The 23,226-nt window shown below is 63.7% G+C and carries 24 protein-coding genes; 18 read left to right on the plus strand and 6 right to left on the minus strand.

Annotated features, from left to right (window positions below; all coding sequences use genetic code 11):
- Window positions 1–41 precede the first annotated feature (41 nt).
- The 4 genes from NCS67_RS00710 to NCS67_RS00725 all read left to right on the plus strand — a co-directional run bounded on the left by NCS67_RS00710 (window position 42) and on the right by NCS67_RS00725 (window position 1,916).
- Complete coding sequence (locus NCS67_RS00710; RefSeq protein ID WP_008351762.1) at window positions 42–182, plus strand: cytochrome oxidase small assembly protein; 141 nt, start codon at window positions 42–44, stop codon at window positions 180–182.
- Between the two features lie 9 nt (window positions 183–191).
- Window positions 192–764 (plus strand): cytochrome c oxidase assembly protein, encoded by a 573-nt coding sequence (locus tag NCS67_RS00715; RefSeq protein ID WP_008351760.1) that lies wholly within the window; start codon window positions 192–194, stop codon window positions 762–764.
- 5 nt (window positions 765–769) lie between these two features.
- Window positions 770–973, plus strand: a complete 204-nt coding sequence (locus NCS67_RS00720; RefSeq protein WP_008351758.1) for a DUF2970 domain-containing protein — start codon at window positions 770–772, stop codon at window positions 971–973.
- 85 nt (window positions 974–1,058) lie between these two features.
- A complete protein-coding gene (locus tag NCS67_RS00725) occupies window positions 1,059–1,916 on the plus strand; it encodes a cytochrome c oxidase subunit 3 (RefSeq protein ID WP_008351755.1) in 858 nt (285 codons plus the stop codon).
- 206 nt (window positions 1,917–2,122) lie between these two features.
- Here the strand turns inward: NCS67_RS00725 and NCS67_RS00730 are convergent, their stop codons facing one another.
- Entirely contained in the window at window positions 2,123–2,332 is a 210-nt protein-coding gene (locus NCS67_RS00730) for a twin transmembrane helix small protein (RefSeq protein WP_008351753.1), read from the minus strand.
- Between the two features lie 125 nt (window positions 2,333–2,457).
- Between NCS67_RS00730 and NCS67_RS00735 the strand changes: the two genes are divergently transcribed.
- The 5 genes from NCS67_RS00735 to NCS67_RS00755 are packed head-to-tail and all read left to right on the plus strand — an operon-like array spanning window position 2,458 to window position 6,561.
- Window positions 2,458–3,210, plus strand: a complete 753-nt coding sequence (locus NCS67_RS00735; RefSeq protein ID WP_250433595.1) for an SURF1 family protein — start codon at window positions 2,458–2,460, stop codon at window positions 3,208–3,210.
- 30 nt (window positions 3,211–3,240) lie between these two features.
- The gene (locus NCS67_RS00740) at window positions 3,241–3,891 is read left to right on the plus strand and encodes an SCO family protein (protein ID WP_008351749.1); all 651 of its coding nucleotides are present in this window, start codon (window positions 3,241–3,243) and stop codon (window positions 3,889–3,891) included.
- Window positions 3,892–3,934: 43 nt separating this feature from the next.
- The gene (locus NCS67_RS00745) at window positions 3,935–5,059 is read left to right on the plus strand and encodes a COX15/CtaA family protein (protein ID WP_008351746.1); all 1,125 of its coding nucleotides are present in this window, start codon (window positions 3,935–3,937) and stop codon (window positions 5,057–5,059) included.
- 9 nt (window positions 5,060–5,068) lie between these two features.
- On the plus strand, window positions 5,069–5,974 hold the full coding sequence (cyoE, locus tag NCS67_RS00750) for a heme o synthase (RefSeq protein ID WP_008351745.1): 906 nt from the start codon (window positions 5,069–5,071) through the stop codon (window positions 5,972–5,974).
- A complete protein-coding gene (locus NCS67_RS00755; protein ID WP_008351744.1) occupies window positions 5,971–6,561 on the plus strand; it encodes an SCO family protein in 591 nt (196 codons plus the stop codon). The genes cyoE and NCS67_RS00755 overlap by 4 nt, the downstream gene beginning before the upstream one ends.
- Before the next feature lie 35 nt (window positions 6,562–6,596).
- Here the strand turns inward: NCS67_RS00755 and NCS67_RS00760 are convergent, their stop codons facing one another.
- Window positions 6,597–6,896, minus strand: a complete 300-nt coding sequence (locus tag NCS67_RS00760; RefSeq protein WP_034470513.1) for a YciI family protein — start codon at window positions 6,894–6,896, stop codon at window positions 6,597–6,599.
- Window positions 6,897–7,097: 201 nt separating this feature from the next.
- Here NCS67_RS00760 and NCS67_RS00765 point away from each other — a divergent pair, with 201 nt between their 5' ends.
- Window positions 7,098–7,910, plus strand: coding sequence for a MetQ/NlpA family ABC transporter substrate-binding protein (locus NCS67_RS00765; RefSeq protein WP_008351742.1), 813 nt, complete (start codon window positions 7,098–7,100; stop codon window positions 7,908–7,910).
- A gap of 58 nt (window positions 7,911–7,968) precedes the next feature.
- Here the strand turns inward: NCS67_RS00765 and NCS67_RS00770 are convergent, their stop codons facing one another.
- On the minus strand, window positions 7,969–9,012 hold the full coding sequence (locus NCS67_RS00770) for a bifunctional helix-turn-helix transcriptional regulator/GNAT family N-acetyltransferase (protein WP_250433597.1): 1,044 nt from the start codon (window positions 9,010–9,012) through the stop codon (window positions 7,969–7,971).
- Window positions 9,013–9,210: 198 nt separating this feature from the next.
- Here NCS67_RS00770 and NCS67_RS00775 point away from each other — a divergent pair, with 198 nt between their 5' ends.
- From NCS67_RS00775 to nagE, 5 genes are all read left to right on the plus strand, one after another.
- Entirely contained in the window at window positions 9,211–9,945 is a 735-nt protein-coding gene (locus tag NCS67_RS00775; RefSeq protein WP_008351740.1) for a GntR family transcriptional regulator, read from the plus strand.
- A gap of 162 nt (window positions 9,946–10,107) precedes the next feature.
- Complete coding sequence (gene nagA, locus NCS67_RS00780; RefSeq protein WP_008351739.1) at window positions 10,108–11,211, plus strand: N-acetylglucosamine-6-phosphate deacetylase; 1,104 nt, start codon at window positions 10,108–10,110, stop codon at window positions 11,209–11,211.
- Window positions 11,204–12,211, plus strand: a complete 1,008-nt coding sequence (locus tag NCS67_RS00785; protein WP_250433903.1) for an SIS domain-containing protein — start codon at window positions 11,204–11,206, stop codon at window positions 12,209–12,211. Before nagA ends, NCS67_RS00785 begins: the two co-directional genes overlap by 8 nt.
- Window positions 12,212–12,223: 12 nt before the next feature.
- Window positions 12,224–14,812 carry a phosphoenolpyruvate--protein phosphotransferase gene (ptsP, locus tag NCS67_RS00790; RefSeq protein ID WP_175979767.1) on the plus strand — a complete coding sequence of 863 codons (2,589 nt, stop codon included), beginning with the start codon at window positions 12,224–12,226 and terminating at the stop codon, window positions 14,810–14,812.
- Between the two features lie 87 nt (window positions 14,813–14,899).
- Complete coding sequence (gene nagE, locus NCS67_RS00795) at window positions 14,900–16,690, plus strand: N-acetylglucosamine-specific PTS transporter subunit IIBC (RefSeq protein ID WP_034470518.1); 1,791 nt, start codon at window positions 14,900–14,902, stop codon at window positions 16,688–16,690.
- 131 nt (window positions 16,691–16,821) lie between these two features.
- Here the strand turns inward: nagE and rpoH are convergent, their stop codons facing one another.
- Entirely contained in the window at window positions 16,822–17,757 is a 936-nt protein-coding gene (gene rpoH / locus NCS67_RS00800) for an RNA polymerase sigma factor RpoH (RefSeq protein WP_008351733.1), read from the minus strand.
- Between the two features lie 363 nt (window positions 17,758–18,120).
- Between rpoH and NCS67_RS00805 the strand changes: the two genes are divergently transcribed.
- Both NCS67_RS00805 and NCS67_RS00810 read left to right on the plus strand, forming a co-directional pair.
- Window positions 18,121–18,687 carry an acyloxyacyl hydrolase gene (locus NCS67_RS00805; RefSeq protein ID WP_034470522.1) on the plus strand — a complete coding sequence of 189 codons (567 nt, stop codon included), beginning with the start codon at window positions 18,121–18,123 and terminating at the stop codon, window positions 18,685–18,687.
- A gap of 45 nt (window positions 18,688–18,732) precedes the next feature.
- On the plus strand, window positions 18,733–19,116 hold the full coding sequence (locus NCS67_RS00810) for a nuclear transport factor 2 family protein (RefSeq protein WP_008351729.1): 384 nt from the start codon (window positions 18,733–18,735) through the stop codon (window positions 19,114–19,116).
- Between the two features lie 16 nt (window positions 19,117–19,132).
- Here NCS67_RS00810 and leuA read toward each other — a convergent pair whose 3' ends face one another.
- Both leuA and ybiB read right to left on the minus strand, forming a co-directional pair.
- Window positions 19,133–20,785: a 2-isopropylmalate synthase gene (gene leuA / locus NCS67_RS00815; RefSeq protein WP_250433599.1), complete on the minus strand. Its 1,653-nt coding sequence runs from the start codon at window positions 20,783–20,785 to the stop codon at window positions 19,133–19,135.
- 417 nt (window positions 20,786–21,202) lie between these two features.
- Entirely contained in the window at window positions 21,203–22,195 is a 993-nt protein-coding gene (ybiB, locus tag NCS67_RS00820; protein WP_008351722.1) for a DNA-binding protein YbiB, read from the minus strand.
- Window positions 22,196–22,521: 326 nt separating this feature from the next.
- On the opposite strand from ybiB, the gene NCS67_RS00825 reads away from it, so the two are divergent.
- Window positions 22,522–23,220, plus strand: a complete 699-nt coding sequence (locus NCS67_RS00825; RefSeq protein WP_008351720.1) for a fumarylacetoacetate hydrolase family protein — start codon at window positions 22,522–22,524, stop codon at window positions 23,218–23,220.
- The last annotated feature ends 6 nt before the right edge of the window (window positions 23,221–23,226 follow it).

Consider the following 23,226-nt stretch of genomic DNA (forward strand, 5'->3'; position numbering starts at 1 on the left):
TTCCGCCACGGAAGTCTTGCAGCCGGCAAGCAAGAGAAAGCATGGCCCCGAATCCACAAAAAAGACGCACGCCCGAGGAAATACGCGCGGGTAACAAGCGGCTCGGAATCATCATGGTGTTGGTTGCCGCCGTCTTCTTTCTGGGTATCGTCGTCAGGCAATACCTGTTGTCGCGAGGGTAGGAAAGCAACGTGTCCACTCAGCAGGAAAATTCGCATGTCGACCGGTCGTTCAACCGGTCGATGCTGGTCAAGCTCTTCGTCGTCGCCGCGCTGATGTTCGGCTTCGGCTTTGCGCTCGTGCCGATGTACCGCGCGATCTGCCAGATCACCGGCATCAACAACCTCGTGCAGAAGGACGTCGGCGCGCGCGAGGCGAAGAACACGCAAGTGGACATGAGCCGCTCGATCTCGATCGAATTCGATGCGAACGCGCGCGGCCCGCTGAAGTTCAAGCCGGAGCAGAACTCGCTGGACATCCATCCCGGCGAAGTGATGACGGTCATGTACGACGTGACCAACGAGCAGAATCGCACGGTGAACGCGCAGGCGATTCCGAGCTATGCGCCGAAGCAGGCCACCGAGTATTTCAAGAAGATCGAATGCTTCTGTTTCACGCAGCAGACGCTCGCGCCGAACGAGACCAAGCGCATGCCGGTCGTGTTCGTCGTCGATCCGAAGCTGCCGAAGGATGTGAAGACGATCACGCTGTCGTACACGTTCTTCGAGCTGAACACGCCGAAGTCGGTGGCGAAGGGCTCGTGACGGCCATGAGCGCGGATACGCCGAAAAAGGGCGGTTTCTTCAAGCTCATCAAGGCGGTGTGCTGGTCGTTTTTCGGCGTGCGCCGCCGGGCCGACCTGGAGAGCGACGCCGCGCAGTTGAATCCGCTGCATCTGATCGCGGCGGGCATCATCGGGGCGGTGCTGTTCATCGTCGTGTTGTTGCTGATCGTGCGCGCGGTAGTGGGATAGACGGAAAACGCCGGGCGTCGCGCGAAGCGCTGCAGCCGGCGGCAAAAGAAAATTCAAGCAACTGGATCGAAGTGGAGAATCAACAATGAGCGGTCAAAACGAGAGCCCGTACTATTTCGTGCCGCATCCGTCGCGGCATCCGGTGATGGCTGCAACTGGCTTGCTGATCATGCTCGCCTCGCTGGCGTCGTGGGTGAACGGCCATAGCTTCGGGCCCGCCGGCACGTTTATCGGCTTGCTGTTCGTGCTGTTCGTGCTGTGGCACTGGTTCGGCGACGCCATTTCCGAATCCGAAGGCGGCATGTACGGCAAGCGTGTCGATGTGTCGTACCGCTGGAGCATGAGCTGGTTCATCTTCTCCGAAGTGATGTTCTTCGCGGCGTTCTTCGGCGCGCTGTTCTACGCGCGCGCCATCGCGATGCACGAACTCGGCAGCCTCGACTACAAGCTGATCTGGCCGGACTTCACCGCCGTGTGGCCGAACAACGGCCCCGCCGCGCTCGTGCCGCATTTCCGCGCGATGGTGCCGTGGCCCCTGCCGACCATCAACACGGCGCTTCTGCTGTCTTCCGGCGCGACGCTGACGGTGGCGCACCACGCGCTGCGCGAAGATCATCGCAAGAAGGCGATCATCTGGCTGGGCGCGACTGTTCTGCTCGGTATCATCTTCCTGTTCTGCCAGGGCTACGAGTATTTCCACGCGTACAACGAACTCAACCTGACGCTCAACTCCGGCGTGTACGGCTCGACGTTCTTCCTGCTGACGGGCTTCCACGGTTTCCACGTGTTCCTCGGCGGCACGATGCTGGCAGTGGTGATGTTCCGGCTGATTCGCGGTCACTTCACGGCGGAGCACCACTTCGCGTTCGAGGGCGCCGCGTGGTACTGGCACTTCGTCGACGTCGTGTGGCTGGGTCTGTACGTCGTCGTCTACTGGCTGTAAGGAATATCGACGCGGGCGCGCGCGATGCGCCGTCCGCGATGCAAGGCCGGCGGCGACGCCGGTCCGAGAGCATAGAAGCAGTGATCAACACGCCGCCCTCGATGTCTCAAGGGGCGGCGTTGTCGTTTGAAGAGGCGGTGCGTTTTAGCGCCGCGCGCGACAATTCGCCTCGCGGGGCGAGGCGCGCGTTGCGCGTATCGTCGCGATCAGCGTCCGATGGGAACGCCCGACGTTTGAATCCAGCCCATCCAGTGAGCGAACAGGATGAAAAGGAAGAGCGAGATGGACAGCCCGACGCGCGCGGCGAGCGACCACACCATCCGCTTCGTCCTGCCCCGGTCGGTCATCATGAAATAGAGCGCCGAGCCCAGGCTGCCGATGATAAGGATGAATGCGATAGCAACGAAGATGTGCATGAAACCAGCCAGCGATTTTGCTCAGGAACGACGGTGAGCAGTATGAATTTGGACTATCTCATTATCTCACTCGACGGAACCCGGCGTGTAGCGGCCGGCCGGATGCCGACGGTTAGGCGTTCGGCATGAAGATCCGGTTCTGGCCCGCGCTCCTGATTCTGATCGTCGTCGCGATCACGGTGCGCCTCGGCTTCTGGCAGCGCGACCGCGCGCATCAGAAGGAAGCGCTCAACGCGCAGATCGTCGCGTTCGAGAATGCGCCCGCGCGCGAAGTCGGCGTCGAGCCGATGCCGCTCAAGTCGATCGAGTTCCATCGCGTGGAGGCGCGCGGCGAGTTCATGCCGGAGCGCGTCGTGTATCTGGACAATCGTCCCTATAACGACCAGCCAGGCTTTTATGTCGTGATGCCGCTTAAACTCGAGGGCGGCGGCTATGTGCTCGTCAATCGCGGATGGCTGCCGCGCAACATGGCGGACCGCACGGGCATCGAGCCGTATGAGACGCCGAAAGGCGTCGTCGAGGTGAAGGGGATCGCGCGCGCGAATGCGTCGCAGGCGTTCGAACTGGGCAGCGGCGGATCGGCTGCGCACAAGGAGATCCGCCAGAACCTGGATATCAGATCGTACGCGGCCGAAACCGGGCTGGCGTTTCAGCCGTTCGTGATCCAGCAGACGAACGATACCGGCGACAGGCTCGTGCGCGACTGGCCCGCGCCGACGCTCGGCGTCGAGCGCAATTACGGCTACATGTTCCAGTGGTGGGGCATGGCGGCGGCGGCCATCGGGTTTGGCCTGTACGCCGCGCACCGCGCCGCGAAGAAGCGCGATGCAACCGACATAGGCGGCGAATCCGACGATGAAGCCGAGCATCACGCCTGAACACTGACGAACAGAGACACATTTTCACCGATGCAATCACAACGCTCCGCTGCCACCGACAAGACACGCACGCAGCAAGGAAACGCGAAGAAAGGCTCCTGGATCAGCGGCCGCTGGATGCTTTTGCTGCTCGCGCTCGTGTGCGCGGCGCCGGTGATCGCGTCGTATCTGATGTACTACGTGTTCAAGCCCGCGGGCGGCACATCGAGCTACGGCACGCTGATCGATCCGCAGCGCCCGATTCCGGCGCAGCTCGTCGTCACCGATGAAAAAGGGCAGACCCTGCCGTTCAAGTCGCTCGAAGGCAAATGGCTGATGATCACCGTCAACGGCAGCGACTGCGACGAGCAATGCGCGACGCGCCTCTATTTCATGCGACAAGTGCGCGTGTTGCAGAACGCCGAGCGCGAGCGCGTCGTGAACGTGTGGCTGCGCACCGATGACAAGCCGGTCGCCGACGTCATCAAGTCCGCGTATCCGCAGCCGGACACGCGCATGCTCGTCGCCGACGAGAAGGCGATCGCGGCGTGGCTGCCGGTGAATGACGGCACAAAGCTCACGGATCACATCTTTCTCGTCGATCCGAACGGCAATCTGATGATGCGCTTCCCGAAAAATCCCGATCCGAAGAAGATCAACGGGGATGTGGCAAAGCTCCTGAAGTGGTCGCGCATCGGCTAAAGCGCGGCTAAAACGCGGCTAATACGCGGTTTGAAGGTTAAACATGAGTTATGTATTGCAACTGGGCCTGATCGGCATCTGCATCGCGCTGCTGCCGCTCTCGTACGTATGGGTGAAGGCCGATGACGACAAGTTCAGGAAACTCGTCTGGCTGACCACTTTCCTGACGCTCGATCTCATCATGTTCGGCGGCTTCACGCGTCTGACCGATTCCGGCCTCGGCTGCCCGGACTGGCCCGGCTGCTACGGCACGTCGTCGCCGTTCATCGCCCATGCGCAGATTTCAGCCGCGTATCAGGCGATGCCGACCGGTCCCGTCAGCATGGTGAAGGCGTGGATCGAGATGCTGCATCGCTATTTCGCGATGGCGATCGGCGTGCTCATCATCGCGCAGGTGATCATCGCGTGGACGGCGCGCATCAAGAAGCGTCCGCTGCACGTGTCGCCGTGGTGGCCGACGGGCATTCTGCTGCTTATCCTGCTGCAAGGCGCGTTCGGCGCGTGGACCGTCACACTGAAGCTGCAACCGGTGATCGTCACGACGCACCTGCTGCTCGGACTCGCGCTGCTCGGCGTGCTCGGCTGGCTGGCGGCGCGCATGACGCCGATTCCATCGCTCGACTCGGTTTCGAATGCCGCCGCCGCGCGCTGGATGCCGGCCGCGGCATTCGGCTTGCTGGTGCTCGTCGTGCAGATCGCGCTCGGCGGCTGGGTCAGCACGAATTACGCGGTGCTCGCGTGCACGGACTTTCCGCTGTGCAACGGCCAGTGGGTTCCGCCAATGAATTTTGAGCACGGCTTTCATCTCTGGCGCGCGCTCGGCATGACCGGCGACGGTGACGTGATCTCGCAGGACGCGTTGGTGGCGATTCACTGGACGCATCGCACGTTCGCGGTCGTCGTCGTGATTTATCTGCTGTGGCTCGCGCTGAGACTGCGACGTTTCGAATCGCTGCGAAAGCCCGCAAACGGCGTATTGTTGATGATCGTCCTTCAGTTCCTGACGGGCATGTCGAACATCGTGCTGCAGTGGCCGTTGCCGGTCGCGGTGGCGCACAACGGCGGAGCCGCGATCCTGTTGCTGCTACTCGTTATGCTAAACTTTCGAATCTCTTCCAGCCGTCCCGGCCGCGCCGCAGTTCCCGCGCGCGACGTCGTTTCAGCGTGACTCCACATCATGGATAGCACGACACTCAACTCCCCACTCGGCAGCCGCGCATCGCAGTATCTCGCGCTGACCAAGCCGCGCGTCACGCAGCTCGCCGTTTTCTGTGCCGTCATCGGCATGTTTCTGTCCACGCCCGGCATGGTGCCGTGGGACAAGCTGATCGGCGGCGCCGTCGGCATCTGGTTGCTGGCCGGCGCGGCATTTGCAATCAATTGTCTCGTCGAGCAAAAAGTCGATGCAAAAATGCGCCGCACCGCGTGGCGACCGTCCGCGCGCGGCCAGATCACGTCCACGCAGATTTTGACGTTCTCCGCGTTGCTCGGCGGCATCGGCATGTGGACGCTCTACACGTTCACCAATCCGCTCACGATGTGGCTCACCATTGCCACGTTCGTCGGCTACGCGGTCATCTACACGCTGCTGCTCAAGCCTTACACGCCGCAGAACATCGTGATCGGCGGTGCGTCGGGCGCAATGCCGCCGGCGCTCGGATGGGCCGCGGTCACGGGACACGTGCCCGGCGACGCATGGATTCTCGTGCTGATCATCTTCGTGTGGACGCCGCCGCATTTCTGGGCGCTCGCGCTGTATCGCCGCAAGGATTACGAGAACGCCGGCCTGCCGATGTTGCCGATCACCCACGGCGAGAAGTACACGCTGCTCAACATCTTCCTCTACACCCTCGTGCTGTTCGCCGTGACGCTGATGCCGTATATCTCCGGCATGAGCGGCGTCGTGTATCTGGCGAGCGCGATCGCCCTCGGCGCGGGTTTCATCGGCTACGCGTGGAAGATGTATCGCGACTATTCCGATGCGCTCGCGCGCAAGACCTTCCGCTATTCGATCGTGTACCTGTCGCTGCTGTTCGGCGCGCTGCTCGTCGATCACTACGTGCGTACGGTGATCGGCGCATGACGGCCATTCTTCGTCGCATCTTCGCGCTGCTGTTTTTCGCGGCGCTGCTTTCGGCGTGCGAGAAAGCCCCGGATTTCAAGAATCTCGACATCACCGGGAACAAGCAATTCGGCAGCGATTTCGCCTTGCCCGATACGCACGGCAAGACGCGCACGCTCGCGGACTTCAAGGGCAAGGCCGTGGTGCTGTTCTTCGGCTATACGCATTGCCCCGACGTGTGCCCGACGACGCTCGCCGAGCTCTCCCAAGCGATGCAGCAACTCGGCGACAAAGCGAAAGACGTGCAGGTGCTGATGGTCACCGTCGACCCGGCGCGCGACACGCCCGATCTGCTCGGTCAGTACGTGGCGGCGTTCAACTCGTCGTATGTCGGTCTGCGGCCCGCCGACGATGCGCAACTCGCGAAGCTCGCCAAGGACTTCCGCGTCTACTATGCGAAGTCGCAGGGCAAGACGCCCGACGACTACACGATGGATCACACCGCCGCGAGCTACGTGTTCGACAAGGACGGCAAGCTGCGTCTCTTCGCGCGCGACGGGCAGGGCGTCGAGCCGTGGGTTCACGACCTGAAGATCTTGATCGACTGATCGCGAAAGTGGCCCGAACGGGCCACTTTTCTTTTTCAGCCGTCCAGCGACGGCTCAGGCAGATTCAGACCCGGCGCGAGCCGCGTCGCCTTGAATTCGATGATGTCGTAGTGCGCGAGCCCTTGCTGCGCGAACGGATCCTCCGCGACGATCGCATCTAGCCGATCGCGCTCGATGCCTGACGCCACGATGACGCCGCCATCCCGCGGCACCTTCGGTCCCGCCATCACGAAGACGCCCGCCGCGAAATAGCGCTCGAGATAGGCGCGATGCGCGTCGAGCGCGTCGTCGATCTCGGCAAGCGCGCCTGTGTAGCGAAGATTGATGACGTACATGGTGAGATGCGCCTCCGGCTCGCGAGATTTGTGATGTTCTGTTGTCGATTCTAGCCGTACCCCGTGGCAGCGGATATTCACATGAGCAATCTGTATTTCACGTCGCACCAATGCTGTGCGAACATCCGTCACCCGGTCTGATCATCGATCGGAGACGAATCAGGCAATCCAGCAAGCACGCATCATCGAAACAGGAACACCATGCAGCGCAGAAATTTGCTTAAAGCCATTACCGCAGTCGCGGCCTCCGCCGCGTTGTTCACGAGCCTCGCCGCTCACGCCGACGACAAGGTGATCAAGGTCGGCACCATCAGCGGCCCGGACGCGCAAATCTGGCAAGTCGTGCAGAAGGTCGCGAAGCGCGAAGGGCTCAACGTGAAAGTGATCGAGTTCAACGACTACGTGCAGCCGAACGCAGCGCTCGACGCCGGCGATCTCGACGCAAACAGTTTCCAGCATCAGCCGTATCTCGACAGTCAGATCAAGCAGCGCGGCTACAAGATCGTCAACGCGGGGCTGACGTATATCTCGCCGCTCGGGGTCTATTCGAAGAAACTGAAGTCGCTCAAGGATCTCCCGCAAGGCGCGAAGGTCGCGGTGCCGAACGATCCGTCGAACGAGAATCGCGCGCTGTTGCTGCTGCAAGCGCAAGGCGTCATCAAGCTGAAGGCGGGCGCGGGCGCGAACGGCAACAACGCGACGGCGCTCGACGTGGCGGAGAATCCGAAGAAGATCAAGCTCGTCGAACTCGACGCCGCGCAATTGCCGCGCACGCTCGCCGACGTCGATGCCGCCGCGATCAACACGAACTTCGCGCTTGCCGCGGGCCTGCAGCCGACGAAGGACGCAATCGCGCTCGAAGACGTGCATAGCCCGTACGCGAACCTGATCGCGGTGCGCGCGAAGGACAAGGATCAGCCGTGGGTGAAGAAGCTGGTTGCGGCTTACCAGTCGGAAGATGTCCGCCAGTTCCTGAAGAGCGAGTTCAAAGGCTCGGTCGTGCCTTCGTTCTGAATGTCATCGCTTGAGTTTCGAAACGGCGTCCTGCGGGACGCCGTTTTCCTTGGCGCAATCAGTCGACGCAAATCTGCTGCAACTGCCGCTGCCAAAGAATGCCCGTGCTCCCCTCCTGCACCGGCGTGAAACCGGTTCGCATGAAGAGTCCGCAGAAATCTTCGTAGGGCTCGTCCAGCCGGCAGATCACCTGTTCGTAGCGAGCGCCGTGCGCGAAGTTCGTGCACGCCGCGACGAGCCGCTCGCCGAGTCCGCGACGCCGCGCGCCCGGTTCGACGAACAACATGTCGATGCGTGCGCGGCTTTCGGAGTCCGCAGTAAGTATCGCGGCACCGACGCGCGTCGCGTTGTTCTGCTCCGCCACCCAACACGCGATGCGCGGGGTGTTCGCCTGCATCTCCGCGAGAAAGTTCGCGACCATGTTCGCCGCCCATGCCTCGCTGACCAGCTTCGGCCGCTCGCCGCTATATAGATGCGCCTGGCGCTCGATCATCCAGCCGAAGTCTCCGGCGCGCGGGCCGCGCAGTCGCGTTTCTCCTTCGGCGTTCGGCGGCGAGAGCAGACGCTCGACGTCCGCCATTGCCGTGCAGAGCTGATCGATTTCGGCAGCGGTCAGCCGCTTGAGCAGCGCGGCGGCCTCGGCCGATACGTGCAGATCGATCTCATCGACCTGGGCTTTCGCTTCGGGCGTGATATGAAGCAGATGCGCTCTGCCGTCCGATTCGTTCTTTCGCCGTACCACGAGGCCGTTCTTCTGGAAATTGTTGATCAGGCGACTGAGATAGCCCGTATCAAGTCCAAGGTTGCGCGATAAATCGGCCGCCGTGGCAGCCCGGTCGTGCGCCAACTCATGCAGGATGCGAACTTCAGTTAACGAAAAGCAGCTTTTATGGAGCCGCTCGTGGAGTGCGCCGGTATGGCGTGCATAAAAACGGTTGAAACGGCGCACCGCTTCGACGGCCCGGCTCGGATCGGAACTGCCCATCGCTTTAGTCTCTCGTTTTGTTGAAATTAATTGTGAATCCGAATTAATACATGCATTGTGCCAAAGAAGAACGACCGTGCGAATACGAAAATGCCCGAAAATTGGGTTATCAGGCAATTAAGGAACCAATTCGGCAAGTGGACTACGTGTACGGGTAAGTCCCAATAGCAGACATGTTCCGAATCGAGCCGCTAAACATTTTTTAACTCATTGATTTAGCGAGAAATTTGACGTTCGTCCTGAGACGCCGCTTTAGCGTTGACTGGTATTATGTTGGTTATATAATGGGCTCCACTTCTGAGGTGAGAGCTTTCGATGGAGCATCGCTGGCAGGACCTGACACCCGACGCGCGGAGCGACACGCCGCTCTATCTTCAGTTGGCGTCGCGCCTCGCCACGGCGATCCACGCGGGCAACTGGTCGGCTGGCGAGGCGCTGCCGTCCGAGCGCACGTTGTCGGAAGGTGTGGGCGTGTCGCGGATCACCGCGAGAAAGGCCATCGCGCTGCTGGTCGAGCAAGGCCTGATCCGGCGCGTACGAGGCGCGGGCAGTTTCATCACGCCGCGCGTCGAAGATCCGCTTTCCCGTCTCACCGGTTTCACGCGAAAGATGGAGCAGCGCGGCTTCACGCCCGATTCGATCTGGCTAGAACGCGGACTGCGCGCAGCGAATCGCGATGAAACCGTGCGCCTCGGTCTGGCGCCGGGCGCGGCTGTTGCAAGCCTGAAGCGGTTGCGGCGCGCGGACGGCATCGTGATGGCGGTCGAGCATTCAACGTTGCCGGTCGCCGCGGTGCCCGATCCACTCGCGATCGGCGCTTCGCTCTACCGGTATCTGGAGGCGCGCGGGCTGTCGGTGGTGCGCGCGTTGCAGCACTTTCGCGCGGTGAACGCCGGCGCGGAGATCGCGCGGCTCATGGGCGTCGCGCCGCGTGCAGCGCTGCTCGTGATCACGCGCATCGGCTATTCGGCGGATCAACGCGCGATCGAATTGACGGACACCTACTGTCGCGACGACTACTACGACTTCGTCGCGGAACTGCATCGATAAGCGTCGGCACAGACGCGCTTAATCCGGACGCATCAAGAGAGCAAACAGAGAACGAGAGGACCCAAGGACGCCGTTCGCTTCTTTCGCGACGAAAGCCTGCTCGCAGCACGGCGCGGACGGCACTGAACCTCATCCATGCATCGCGTACTTCCAGAGAAATTCATGCTGAAAGGAAACATACTCACGACCGATGGCTGGATCCACGGCACGGTCCGCTTCGAGAACGGCCGCGTGACGGCGCTCGAAGGACATATCGCCGATCCGCTCGCCAACGACGCGCCCTACATCCTGCCGGGCTTTATCGATCTGCACGTTCACGGCGGCGGCGGGCGCGACATCATGGAAGGCGGCGACGCGGCGGACACCGTTGCCCGCCAGCACGCGCAGCACGGCACGACGAGCCTGCTCGCCACCACGATGACCGCGCCGCGCGACGAACTCATGAGCGTCGTCGCGGGTCTCGGCGAACAGGCCAAACACCGCGCGGCGGGCGGCGCGCGCATGCTCGGCGTGCACCTGGAAGGTCCGTACATCAATCCCGGCAAGCTCGGCGCGCAGCCGGACGCGGCCGCCGTCGCGGTGCGCGACGAAGTGCTGAAGTATCTCGATCTCGCGCCGATCCGCGTCGTCACGATCGCGCCGGAAATCTCCGGTCATCTCGACATTATTTCGGACCTCGCGGCGCGCGGCGTGCGTGTGCAGCTCGGCCATTCGCTCGGCACATACGACGACGCCGTGAACGCGCTCAAGCACGGCGCGCGCGGCTTCACACATCTGTTCAACGCAATGTCGCCGCTGCATCACCGTGACCCGGGCATGGTCGGCGCGGCGCTCGCGCATGCCGAATACGCGGAACTGATTCCTGATCTGCTGCACGTTCATCCGGGCGCGATTCGGGCCGCGATGCGCGCGATTCCGCGTCTCTACGTCGTGACCGACAGCACCTCGGCGGCCGGTATGCCCGACGGCGAATATCGCCTCGGCAGCCAGCACGTCACCAAATGCATGGGCGGCGTGCGCCTCGCGGACGGCACGCTCGCCGGCAGCACCCTGACGATGGATCAGGCGCTGCGCAATCTCGTCTCGCTGGGCATTCCGCTCGCGGACGTCTCGAATCGCCTGTCGCGTTTCCCCGCCGACTATCTCGGACTCGAAGACCGCGGCCGCATCGCGCGCGGCGCTTGGGCCGATCTCGTCGTGCTCGACCGGGAGCACGCGCTGACCGCCACGTACGTCGAAGGAGAATCAATTGTCGAATATGCTTAATGAGGCGCTCGAGTCCGCCGACGTCGTCGCGGCCCAGCTCGCCGATACCTCGCGCATCGAAGAACTCGCGGAAAAGCTCAAGGAACAGCCGCGCAATGTCGCGCTCACGGTCGCGCGTGGCAGTTCCGACCACGCCGCCAGTTATTTCGCAAGCCTGACGATGAGCCGCATCGGCGTGCCGGTCGCATCGCTGCCGATGTCCGTCGCGACGTTGCAGCAGGCGCCGCTGCGTGTCTCGGGCCAACTGGCCGTCGCGTTCTCGCAGTCGGGCAAGAGCCCCGATCTCGTCGGCACCATGCAGGCGCTGCGCGACGCGGGGGCGTTCACCGTCGCGGCCGTCAACGTCTCCGGTTCGCCGCTCGAAAGCGCGTGCGAATACTTCCTGCCGCTGCTCGCCGGTCCCGAATTGTCGGTTGCCGCGACCAAGAGCTATATCGCGATGCTGTCGCTTTCCGCGATCGTGATCGCGCACGTTCAGCGCGACGTCGAATTGCTGAAGGCGCTCGATTCGCTGCCCGAGAAGCTGCGCGCCGCCGGCAAGCTCGACTGGACGCGCGCCGTCGACGAACTGAAGAGCGTCGATCGCATGATCGTGATCGGGCGCGGCCTCGGCCTCGCCATCGCGCAGGAAGCCGCGCTCAAGCTGAAGGAAACGTCGGGCATTCAGGCCGAAGCGTTTTCCAGCGCAGAAGTGCGTCACGGTCCGATGGAGATCATCGACCGCGACTATCCGCTGCTCGTGTTCGCGCCGCGCGGGCCGGAGCAGGCGGGTCTCATCCAGCTTGCCGCCGATATGCGTGCCCGCGGCGCGCGCGTGCTGCTCGCAGCCCCAGCCGACGTCGCCGAAGCCGAACTGCCGCTCGTCACCACGGACCATCCTGCGCTCGATCCGATCGCCGCGATTCTTTCGTTCTACGTGATGGCCGCGGGTCTGGCCGCCGCGCGCGGGCGCAATCCCGACGCGCCGCGCCACCTGAACAAGGTCACCGAAACCCATTGAGTGAGATAGCCGATGCGCCGTGCCGAGGAGTCACTGTTGAACCATTCCATCGATAACCCGAACGACGTCGTGCTGCTCGCGCCGTTCACCGGTCCCGTCGTGCCGCTCGCCGACGTGCCGGATCCCGTGTTCGCCGAGGGCATGTTCGGCGACGGCATCGGCATCGATCCGCTCGATAACGTGCTCGTCTCGCCCTGCGACGGCACCATCACGCATCTGGCGCGCACGCATCACGCCGTGACGCTGCGCACGAAGGAAGGCGCCGAGATTCTCGTGCATATCGGCATCGACACGGTCGAGCTGGGCGGCAAGGGCTTCACGCCGAAGATCCAGCAAGGCGCGACGGTGCGCGCGGGCGAGCCGCTGATCGAGTTCGATGCGGATTTCGTCGCGCAGCACGCGCCGAGCCTCGTTTCGGTAATCGCGATCGCCAACGGCGATGCCTTCGATGTCATCGATCGCGCCGGCCGCGGCGTGCTGAAAGCGGGCTCGCGCCTGCTGGTTCTGCGCGCCAAGGACGGCGAGAAAGCCGAGACGGCGCGCGCGGGCGCGGTCGTTCTCGACGAAGCGCGCCGCAGCCTGACGCTCTCCCATGCGGGCGGCCTCCATGCGCGTCCGGCGGCGCGGGCACGCGAAGCTTCCCGCGGTTTCGACGCGAAGGTCGAAGTGCGCTACGAAGGCAAGAAGGCGCCGGTGGAAAGCGTCGTCGGCCTGCTCGGCCTCGGTGCGGGCGAGGGCGCGACCATCGAGCTCGTCGGCATCGGCGTGCAGGCGCAACAGGCGGTCGAAGCGGTCGCGGTGGAATTGCTGCGCGCGGCGCAAGGCGAAGTCGAAGAATCGCCCGCGCGCGAGAAGTCGCCCGCGCCGGTCGTGCAAGCCACGCGAACGGGCGAGCCGTTGCCGCCGAACACGCTCGCGGGCGTGTGCGCGGCGCCGGGCATCGCGATCGGCAAGCTGGTGCGCTGGGACGATCAGGAAATCGTGCCGCCGGAACAGGCGAGCGGCGCATCGGCGGCGGAAAGCCGCGCGCTCGATAAAGCCATCGCCCAGGTCGATGCCGAACTCGGCGAAACCGTGCGTACCGCGTCGCAGCGCGGCGCGGTCGGCGAAGCGGGCATTTTCGCGGTGCATCGCGTGCTGCTCGAAGATCCGACGCTTCTCGACGCCGCGCGCGATCTCATCAGCCTCGGCAAGAGCGCGGGCTTCGCATGGCGCGAGGCGATCCGCGCGCAGATCGCGCTGCTCTCGAACGTGCAGGACGAACTGCTCGCCGAGCGCGCGGCCGATCTTCGCGACATCGAAAAGCGCGTGTTGCGCGCGCTCGGCCTCAACAACACGGCGGCGCTCGAGTTGCCTCAGGAAGCCGTGCTCGCCGCCACGGAATTCACGCCGTCCGATCTGTCGTCGCTCGACCGCACGCGCGTCACCGCGCTCGTGATGGCGCGCGGCGGCGCGACCTCGCACGCGGCGATCATCGCGCGGCAGATCGGCATTCCGGCGCTCGTCGCGATCGGCGATGCGCTGCACGCGATTCCCGAAGGCACGCAAGTCGTCGTCGATGCATCGGCGGGACGCATCGAGCATGCGCCGACCGCGCTCGACGTCGAGCGCGCACGCAACGAGCGCGAGCGGCTCGCGGGCGTGCGTGAAGCGAACCGCAAGCTGTCGCGCGAAGCGGCATCGACGAAGGATGGCCGCGCGATCGAAGTCGCCGCGAACATCGCGACGCTCGACGACGCCAAAGCCGCCGTCGAAAACGGCGCCGATGCGGTCGGCCTGTTGCGCACCGAACTGCTGTTCATTCATCGCCAGTCGGCGCCGACGGTCGCGGAGCACGCGCAAAGCTATCAGGGCATCGTCGATGCCTTGCAGGGCCGCACCGCGATCATCCGCACGCTCGATGTCGGCGCGGACAAGGAAGTCGATTATCTGACGCTGCCGCCCGAGGAAAATCCGGCGCTCGGGCTGCGCGGCATCCGGCTCGCGCAAGTGCGCCCCGATCTGCTCGATGACCAGTTGCGCGGCCTGCTCGCCGTGAAGCCGGCGGGCGCGCTGCGAATCCTGTTGCCGATGGTCACCGATTCCGGCGAACTGCAGCGCTTGCGTGCGCGCATCGACGAACTGGCGCGCGAAGCGGGCCGCACCGATCCGGTCGAAGTGGGCGTGATGATCGAAGTGCCGTCGGCGGCGCTGCTTGCCGACCAACTGGCGAAATACGCGGATTTCCTCTCGATCGGCACCAACGATCTCACGCAGTACACGCTCGCGATGGACCGTTGCCAGCCCGATCTCGCCGCGCAATCCGACGGCCTGCATCCGGCCGTGCTGCGTCTCATCAAGGCGGCGGTGCAGGGCGCGGAGAAGCACGGCAAGTGGGTCGGCGTGTGCGGCGCGCTCGGCGGCGATCCCGTCGCGGCGCCCTTGCTCATCGGACTCGGCGTGACGGAATTGTCGGTCGATCCGGTGTCGGTGCCCGGCATCAAGGCGCGCGTGCGCGATCTCGATTACCAACTGTGCCGTCAGCGCGCCGAGGATTGCCTCGCGCTCGAATCGGCTCAGGCAGTAAGAGCGGCAAGCCGCGAAATCTGGCCGCAGGACTGAACGTCTTCCCTGCAGCCAGCTTCACGGATGCCTTTTCAGCAATCCCCGAAGCAGCAAAGACAAGACCTATATTTTTTGGAGAACCCGATGGACGCCAACCCGTTTGCAAAGATGCAGCGACTAGGCCGCGCGCTGATGCTGCCGATCGCCGTACTACCGGTGGCCGGCCTGCTTTTGCGTCTCGGCCAGCCCGATGTCTTCAACATCAAGATGATCGCCGACGCCGGCGACGCGATCTTCACCAATCTGCCGCTCTTGTTCGCGATCGGCGTGGCGGTGGGCTTCGCGAAGGACAACAACGGCACGGCGGGTCTCGCCGGCGCGATCGGCTACCTCATCGAAGTGGCCGTGATGAAGGACATCAACGACAAGCTCAACATGGGCGTGCTGTCGGGGATCATCGCCGGTATGGTGGCCGGCTATCTGTATAACCGATACAAGGACATCAAGCTGCCCGAGTATCTGGCATTCTTCGGCGGCAAGCGCTTCGTGCCGATCGTGACAGGCGTCGCGTGTCTGGTGCTCGGCATCGTCTTCGGCTACATCTGGCAGCCGGTGCAGGCGGCCATCGACGGCGCGGGCAACTGGCTGACGACCGCCGGCGCGCTCGGCACCTTCGTGTTCGGCGTGCTGAACCGCATCCTGCTGGTTACGGGTCTGCATCACATCATCAACTCGCTCGCGTGGTTCGTGTTCGGCTCGTTCACGCCGCCCGACGGCGGCGCGATCGTGCACGGCGACCTGCATCGCTTCTTCGCGGGCGACAAGACGGCGGGCGGCTTCATGACGGGCTTCTTCCCGGTGATGATGTTCGGTCTCCCGGCCGCGTGCCTCGCGATGTTCCATGAAGCGCCGAAGGAGCGCCGCGCGATCGTCGGCGGCCTGCTGTTCTCCATGGCCCTGACCGCATTCCTGACGGGCGTGACCGAGCCGATCGAATACTCGTTCATGTTCCTGGCTCCGGTGCTCTACGGCATCCACGCAGTGCTGACGGGCCTGTCGCTCGCCATCTGCTCGGCGCTCGGCATCCATCTGGGCTTCACGTTCTCGGCGGGCGCGATCGACTACGTGCTGAACTACGGTCTGTCGCAGCGCGGCTGGCTGGCGCTCGTGGTCGGTGCGGTGTACTTCGTCATCTATTACGGCCTGTTCCGCTTCTTTATCCGCAAGTTCAACATGGCGACGCCGGGCCGCGAGCCGGCCACGACCGACGCCGAAACCGACGTGGCCCAAACCGTCGATGGCGGCCTGATTCCGCCCGTGCCCGGCGCGGCAGCAGCCGTGTCGAACACGCGCGCTGCGAAGTACGTCGCGGCGCTCGGCGGCGCATCCAATCTGACGCTCGTCGATGCCTGCACGACGCGTCTGCGTCTGTCGGTCGTCGATTCGGAGAAGGTGTCGGAGCCGCAGTTGAAGAGCATCGGCGCGCGCGGCGTGTTGAAGCGCGGCGCGACCAACGTCCAGGTGATCATCGGGCCGGAAGCCGATCTGATCGCCGATGAAATCCGCAGCGAACTCGAGCATTCGTCGACGCGCGGCGCAACGCCCGCATCGTCGACGCCGGCGCAACCGGTCGCGGCAGCGGTGAGCGGCGACCAGACGCCCGGCCCGCTCGATCCGGACCCGTTCCGCTGGCTCGCGGTGTTCGGCGGCGCGACCAACGTGGTATCGCTCGACGCGGTTGCGCAGACGCGCCTGCGCGTGGTCGTGCGCGATCCGTCGTCGGTGGATCGTCAGCGTTTGTCGTCGCTGGATGTGGCGTGGGTGTCGGCGGATACGTTCCACATCGTCGTGGGCGCGGCGGCGCAGCGCTATGCGGCGCAACTGTCCACGCGCTTGTCCGGCAACGGCGGCGGCGCTGCACCGATGCCTGCCTGAGGCGATAATCGAAGCTCGATAACAAACGGCGCCCGCGGGCGCCGTTTGTGTTTTCAGCGAAGTGCCAAAGAAAAAGCCCGCCGTCTCGTCGACGGCGGGCTTTGCAATTTCTGCAATGGCACAGTCAATTGTTACGCGTAGTCATGCAACGCCGAGCGCATCTTCTTCATCGCGCTCGCCTCGATCTGGCGAATGCGCTCCGCTGAGACGCCGAACTCGTCGGCCAGTTCATGCAGCGTCTTGCCGCCCGAGCCGTCGTCCTGCACGTCGAGCCAGCGCGCCTTGATGATGCGGCGGCTGCGTTCGTCGAGCGATTCGAGTGCATCGGCGAGGCCGTCGCTTTGCAGCCTGTCGTGCTGCCGCGCGGCGATGACGTTAGTCGGCTCGTTGTGCGAGTCGGCCAGATAGGCGATGGGCGCGTACGCTTCCTCGCCATCCTCGACCTGGCCTTCGAGCGCGATATCGCCGCCCGACAAGCGCGTTTCCATCTCCGCGACTTCCTCGCGCTTTACGTTCAGCTCGCTCGCGAGACCTTCGATCTCGTCCGGCGTGAACGCCGAATGGCTGGTCTTGTGACTGCGCAGATTGAAGAACAGCTTGCGCTGCGCCTTGGTCGTCGCGACCTTCACCATGCGCCAGTTGCGCAGGATGTACTCGTGAATCTCGGCCTTGATCCAGTGCATCGCATACGACACCAGGCGCACGTTTTGCTCTGGGTCGAAGCGCTTCACCGCTTTCATCAGACCGATGTTGCCTTCCTGGATCAGGTCGGCGTGCGGCAAGCCGTAACCGAGATAGTTACGGGCGATCGACACGACGAGGCGCAGGTGCGAAAGCACCAGCTGGCGCGCGGCGTTCAGGTTGCCCTGCTCGCGGAATTCGGTGGCGTACTGGCGTTCCTCCGCCTGCGAAAGCATCGGAATACGGTTCACTGCTTGTATGTATGAATCGATGTTGCCGATCTGGCCGGTCAGCATCGACGACTGTGCGTACGTCAGCGCGCCTGCCGAAGATGCCTTGGCAGGTGCCGAGCTCACAACATTCGGAAGGGTCATCGCATTGGTCACGCTCATAAGCTCCTTATCAACAATTCACGTGCCGCTTAACGACCGCGGCAAGTCAGACACGATATTAGCACTCCAGTCCATCGAGTGCTAAGTGTTAGAGCAGAGGGGAATGTGGGAGTTCCCACAAAAACTATCGAATTTGCGGGTCCAATAGGACGGACTGTTGCGCGAGCAGCGGAAGAAACTACCGGAGGCTGAAACGTTTTCGCATGATTTACCTTACTTGCCCACTGTCGCGATCAGAAATTCTACAAACGGGGGCGCGCTGATGCGATTTCTGCAAATGTTTTAAAACGTCACTAGAATCGCCAAGCGACAGCAATTTACGAAACACACCCGCTATCCGAGCAAATTGGGGTGCAAATGCATAAAAACAAGAGTTCGTGGCCCCGCCCGCTAGCGCGCGTGGCGGTTTGTACTGCATTGGGTCTCGCGTCGGCGGCGGCTCATGCCGACCGATTCGGTGTCCAGATCGCCGGCGGCGTCGCCGACCACGACATCAAGAAGGCCGATCTCGGCCTGTCCTGGGATCCGGGCCTCACCTGGTGGGAGATCGGCGGTTTTCACTTCACGCTCATCGGCGAAGGTCACGTGTCCTACTGGCACACGACCGAGGACAACGCCGTGCATCCGAACATATGGGAATTCGGCATTACGCCAGTGCTGCGCTTCGTGAAGAGCTCGGGCTACTTCCGGCCGTTCATCGAGGCGGGCGTCGGCGTGCGGCTGCTCTCGCACACGCGCATCACCGAGGATTTCAGCGTCGGGTCGGCGTTCCAGTTCGCGGACATGGTGGGCGTCGGCATGATCTTCGGGTCGAAGCAGAGCTATCAAGCGGGATTTCGCTTTCAGCATCTGTCGAACGGCGGTATCAAAGAGCCGAATCCTGGTATAAATTTCAGCCAGCTATATCTGCAATACAACTTCTGACGAGGCGCCGGCGCATCGGTTCCTCGACACAAGGGGAATCGACAGATGCCGGCAAAAACCATTGAGGCCATCCGCGGCCTCGAGCGCGATCGCTTCCGTGCCATGGTCGAGGGCGACGGCCCGGCGCTGGACGCGCTGCTGGCCGAGAACGTCAGCTACGTCCACACGAACGGCAAGCGGGAGACGAAGCGCCAGTTCATCGACGCGATCACCGCGGGCCGCCGCCGCTATCGGCAGATCGAAATTCAGTCGCAGGATGTGCTGCCCGCCGGCCGCGATACGTGCCTCGTGTCGGGCCGTGCGCTGATCGAGATGGAATCGAAGAACGGCGCGCTGCTGTTTCCGATCGCCTACACCGCCGTCCATGTGCAGACCGAAGGCCAATGGCAGCTGCTCGCCCTGCAGGCGACGCGCGTGGCGCTCGAATAGCCACGCGCGCCGCCCATCACGCTTCCACGGCTTCGTCTTGCCGCAGGTTGTCCACGACGCGCCCGGAGCGGTTGACCGCGCTCACGACGGCATCGGCGACCGCGAGCGCCGGATTCGCATGCACCGCGACGCCGAAGCGCGTCGGCCCGTCTCCGACACGACAGCCGACGAACGCCGCCGTGTCGCCGTTCGCCGTCGCGGACGTCTCGAACCAGTTCACGCTCGCGTCCACGCCGAGCGCGGCGGCGACCGCCTGCGCGTGAGCGTCGCCGCTCGTCGCAGCCACTACGGCCGGTAATGCGACGCGCCTTTCGAATACCGTAAGCGTCGAAACGTCGATGCGCGATACCGGCCCGCCCGCATCGAAATACTCGCGCTTGAAGAGCTCGCAGATCGCTTCGCCGCTGATTTCCGCGCCGGATGCATCGGTGACTTTCTGGACGGCGTGGCTGAATTCGATCTGCACGCGGCGCGGCGGCGTGAAGCCGAGACCGCGTTCGAGCAGATACGTCGAACCGCCCTTTCCGGACTGGCTGTTCACGCGGATCACGGCGTCGTAGCTGCGGCCGAGATCAGCCGGATCGATCGGCAGATAGGGCACTTCCCACACCGTGCCCGGCACGCGCTGCGCGAAGCCCTTGCGGATCGCGTCCTGATGCGAACCCGAAAACGCGGTGAACACGAGATCGCCCGCGTACGGATGGCGTGGATGCACCGGAATCTGATTGCAGCGCTCGACGACGCGGCGCACGGCGTCGATATCGGAAAAATCGAGGCCCGGATCGACGCCTTGCGTGTAGAGATTCATCGCGAGCGTCACGAGATCGACATTGCCGGTGCGCTCGCCGTTGCCGAAGAGGCAGCCTTCGATGCGATCCGCGCCAGCGAGCAACGCCATTTCCGCCGCCGCGACGGCCGTGCCGCGATCGTTATGCGGATGCACCGACAGCACGATGCTGTCGCGAAAGCCCATGTTGCGGTCCATCCACTCGATCTGATCGGCGAAGACGTTGGGCGTTGCCGCTTCGACGGTCGCGGGCAGATTCACGATCATTTTGTGATCGGGCGTCGGACGCCACATTTGCGCGACGGCATCGCAGACTTCGCGCGCGAACGACAGCTCCGTCATGCTGAAGGTTTCGGGCGAGTACTGATAGATCCAGTGCGTGTCCGGCCGCGCCGCCGCGCATTCCTTGATGATGCGCGTGCCTTCGACCGCCAGCGCCTTCACTTCGTCCTTCGACTGGTTGAACACGATCTTGCGGAACGACGGCGCGATCGCGTTATAGAGATGCACGATCACCTTGCTCGCACCTTCCACCGCTTCGAACGTGCGCTCGATCAGTTCGCGGCGCGACTGCACGAGCACTTCGATGGTCACGTCGTCCGGAATGCGCTTTTCGTCGATCAGCTTGCGCACGAAGTCGAAATCCGTCTGCGATGCCGACGGGAAGCCCACCTCGATTTCCTTGAACCCGATTTTCACCAGCATCTCGAAGAACTCGAGCTTCGCTGCGATGCTCATCGGCTCGATGAGCGACTGGTTGCCGTCGCGCAGATCGGTGCTCATCCAGACGGGCGCTTTTTCGATCGTGCGGTTCGGCCAGCGGCGGCCATTCAGACGGACTTGCGGAAACGGACGGTATTTCTCGGCGGGGTTCGGCATCATGATCGTCGATCTCTCTTCGGACGGTTTGCGTAGCGTCTGCGAGAGAGGCCGTGTCCGGCGGCTGGCCGGGCGTGGCGGCATGCACGTAAGACCGGGCGGCGCGCGCGTTCACACGAATCACCGGCGATGGTGACGCCTGCGACCAACGTGAACGTGCGCGAAGCAGCGTGCATGTGACCCTCGCGTTTCCGTTTCGCGGGATGCGCGAACGAAAAGCTGACGACTACAGGTTGGTAAGAAAAGGTACTGCGGGAAACTTCTGGAGGACCGCGCGACTTGCGAACGCACGGCGCTACGTCTGGCGACTTACGCTAGACGTAGCGATAGGGGCCGCGCTAGGCGGCCCGAAATAATTCGGAGGGAGGAGAACTGGGTCAAGCGCATGCGTTCGACTTTAAACCAGCGTTGAATAGTGTGTCAAACGGGATTTTCCTGACCGGCGACCGGCTTGCGCACCACATTGGCGATGACTTCAACCTGGCGCGCGACCGCGGGCGGCACCGGCACATCGCCGCGCAGCACGGATTCGATCCAGCGCGCGGTGGTCGCGGCGTCGAGCGTCTCGGGCAGCTCGACACGCGGGGCGTCCGGCTGCGAATGCTCGGGCGCGATCAGCGTTTCGGCGTGGCCGTCGTGAAACCAGTCGACCTGCACCTGGCGGCGCGTGTCCGCGACGGCTTCGCCTTCCGTGCCGCGCGCGAGCAGTGCGCCGCCCGCCGCCGCGTCCGGATGCGCGGTGAAAAGCCCGGTGAGACTCTCGCGATATTCGGGATGCGTGTAGTTGACGAGCCGCAGGCCCGGGTCCGCGAACGGTTGAAGGATCTTCACGAGCGTATGTGTCGAATTGCGCACGCCCATGCGGCGTCTGAGCGCGAGCAATCGCGCGAGCTTCGGCGCGAGCACGGTGATCGGCGCGAAGGAGAGGCGGCGCGAGGCGAGGCTGTCTTCGATTTCATCGTGCGAAGCCGCGTGCGCGATGCCCAGTTCGGCGAAGATTTCGGCGCTCGTCACGCGGCCGGGATCGCCGGTGACGCCGTGCACCAGGACCGGTACGCCTTCGCGCGCGAGCAGCAGCGACAGGAGCGGCACGAGATTGGGCGTCTTGCGTGCGCCGTTGTAGCTCGGGATCGAGACGGGCCGTGCGTGCTCGCGGCCATCCTGGACATGCAGCGGCTCGAACGAGCGATGCGCGGCTGAAAGCATCGCGGCAAGCTCGGCGGCGGTTTCGCCCTTGACGCGATAGGCCAGCAGCACCGCGCCCAGTTCGAGTTCGGGCACGCGATCGTCGAGCATCGCTTCGTAGAGCGCGTACGTATCCTCGTGCGAAAGTGCGCGCGCGCCATTCGGCCCGCGGCCGATTTCCTTGATGTAGCGTGCGCAGGCGAAAGTGGGGGAAGCGGAGTCGGTCATCGGAGAGGTGCGCGATCGGGCGCTCAATTCCGTAATCTGAGCGATGCCGTTGCGCTTTTTAAGGTGCAGGAATGCTATTGAGTACCGCATTTGAGGAGCGCTGGCAAGGTTTGCCCATCGAACGTTTCGCGCGCTTTTCCGCCGATGCTTACTAAAACCACCGCGCCAGCCGCAGCTCCGAAGGCCGGTCGAAAGCTCGCAGAGCCAAGCCCGACAAGCTTCGCCACGATTTGTGCGCGCACGTTACACTCCTTGTTCTCGCCGGCCGTGAACGCCGACGCATTCGTCCGGAAATCTGCAAATCAAAACAGCATCAGGAGAGCGGGATGAGTTATGTGTTTCCTCCGGCGCCGGCAGCAGCCGTGCCCGTCGATGGTTCGAACGAGCAGTTTCCCGTGCGCCGCATCTACTGCGTCGGGCGAAACTACGAAGCCCATGCGCGCGAAATGGGCCACGATCCGGATCGCGAGCCGCCGTTCTTCTTCAGCAAGCCCGCCGATGCCGTGCTGAACGTTGCGCCGGGCTCGACGGCGGAATTCCCGTATCCGTCGCAGACGAAGAATCTGCACTTCGAGATGGAACTCGTCGCCGCGATCGGCAAGCAGGGCAAGGACATTCCCGCCGATAAGGCGCTGGACTACGTCTACGGCTACGCGCTCGGGCTCGACATGACGCGCCGTGACCTGCAAGCCGAAGCGAAGAAGCTCGGCCGTCCGTGGGACACGGCGAAGGGTTTCGACCGCTCCGCGCCGATCGGCCCGATTCATCCCGTATCGAAGGTCGGGCATCTGGAAAAGAGCGCGATCTGGCTGACGGTCAACGGCGAGGAAAAGCAGCGCTCGGACATCTCGCAACTGATCTGGTCGGTCGGCGAGACGGTCGCGTATCTGTCGACGCTCTTCGAACTCTTCCCCGGCGATCTCATCTTCACCGGCACGCCCGAAGGCGTCGGCGCGGTCGTGAAGGGGGACGTGCTGAAGGGCGGCGTCGACGGCATCGGCGAATTCTCCGTGCGCGTCGTCTGAGTCCGC

The organism is Caballeronia sp. ATUFL_F2_KS9A (assembly GCF_023630765.1).
Classification (GTDB): Bacteria; Pseudomonadota; Gammaproteobacteria; order Burkholderiales; family Burkholderiaceae; genus Caballeronia; species Caballeronia zhejiangensis.

Bases quoted from the DNA above. Each gene is read 5' to 3' on its own strand.
- ptsP (WP_175979767.1), top strand. From the start codon at position 12,224: ATGCGCCGTGCCGAGGAGTCACTGTTGAACCATTCCATCGATAACCCG.
- NCS67_RS00740 (WP_008351749.1), top strand. From the start codon at position 3,241: ATGCAATCACAACGCTCCGCTGCCACCGACAAGACACGCACGCAGCAA.
- NCS67_RS00775 (WP_008351740.1), top strand. From the start codon at position 9,211: ATGGAGCATCGCTGGCAGGACCTGACACCCGACGCGCGGAGCGACACG.
- NCS67_RS00755 (WP_008351744.1), top strand. From the start codon at position 5,971: ATGACGGCCATTCTTCGTCGCATCTTCGCGCTGCTGTTTTTCGCGGCG.
- NCS67_RS00810 (WP_008351729.1), top strand. From the start codon at position 18,733: ATGCCGGCAAAAACCATTGAGGCCATCCGCGGCCTCGAGCGCGATCGC.
- NCS67_RS00760 (WP_034470513.1), bottom strand. From the start codon at position 6,896: ATGTACGTCATCAATCTTCGCTACACAGGCGCGCTTGCCGAGATCGAC.
- NCS67_RS00765 (WP_008351742.1), top strand. From the start codon at position 7,098: ATGCAGCGCAGAAATTTGCTTAAAGCCATTACCGCAGTCGCGGCCTCC.
- NCS67_RS00745 (WP_008351746.1), top strand. From the start codon at position 3,935: ATGAGTTATGTATTGCAACTGGGCCTGATCGGCATCTGCATCGCGCTG.
- NCS67_RS00825 (WP_008351720.1), top strand. From the start codon at position 22,522: ATGAGTTATGTGTTTCCTCCGGCGCCGGCAGCAGCCGTGCCCGTCGAT.
- NCS67_RS00730 (WP_008351753.1), bottom strand. From the start codon at position 2,332: ATGCACATCTTCGTTGCTATCGCATTCATCCTTATCATCGGCAGCCTG.
- NCS67_RS00785 (WP_250433903.1), top strand. From the start codon at position 11,204: ATGCTTAATGAGGCGCTCGAGTCCGCCGACGTCGTCGCGGCCCAGCTC.
- nagA (WP_008351739.1), top strand. From the start codon at position 10,108: ATGCTGAAAGGAAACATACTCACGACCGATGGCTGGATCCACGGCACG.
- cyoE (WP_008351745.1), top strand. From the start codon at position 5,069: ATGGATAGCACGACACTCAACTCCCCACTCGGCAGCCGCGCATCGCAG.
- ybiB (WP_008351722.1), bottom strand. From the start codon at position 22,195: ATGACCGACTCCGCTTCCCCCACTTTCGCCTGCGCACGCTACATCAAG.
- NCS67_RS00725 (WP_008351755.1), top strand. From the start codon at position 1,059: ATGAGCGGTCAAAACGAGAGCCCGTACTATTTCGTGCCGCATCCGTCG.
- NCS67_RS00805 (WP_034470522.1), top strand. From the start codon at position 18,121: ATGCATAAAAACAAGAGTTCGTGGCCCCGCCCGCTAGCGCGCGTGGCG.
- NCS67_RS00710 (WP_008351762.1), top strand. From the start codon at position 42: ATGGCCCCGAATCCACAAAAAAGACGCACGCCCGAGGAAATACGCGCG.
- NCS67_RS00720 (WP_008351758.1), top strand. From the start codon at position 770: ATGAGCGCGGATACGCCGAAAAAGGGCGGTTTCTTCAAGCTCATCAAG.
- nagE (WP_034470518.1), top strand. From the start codon at position 14,900: ATGGACGCCAACCCGTTTGCAAAGATGCAGCGACTAGGCCGCGCGCTG.
- leuA (WP_250433599.1), bottom strand. From the start codon at position 20,785: ATGATGCCGAACCCCGCCGAGAAATACCGTCCGTTTCCGCAAGTCCGT.
- NCS67_RS00735 (WP_250433595.1), top strand. From the start codon at position 2,458: ATGAAGATCCGGTTCTGGCCCGCGCTCCTGATTCTGATCGTCGTCGCG.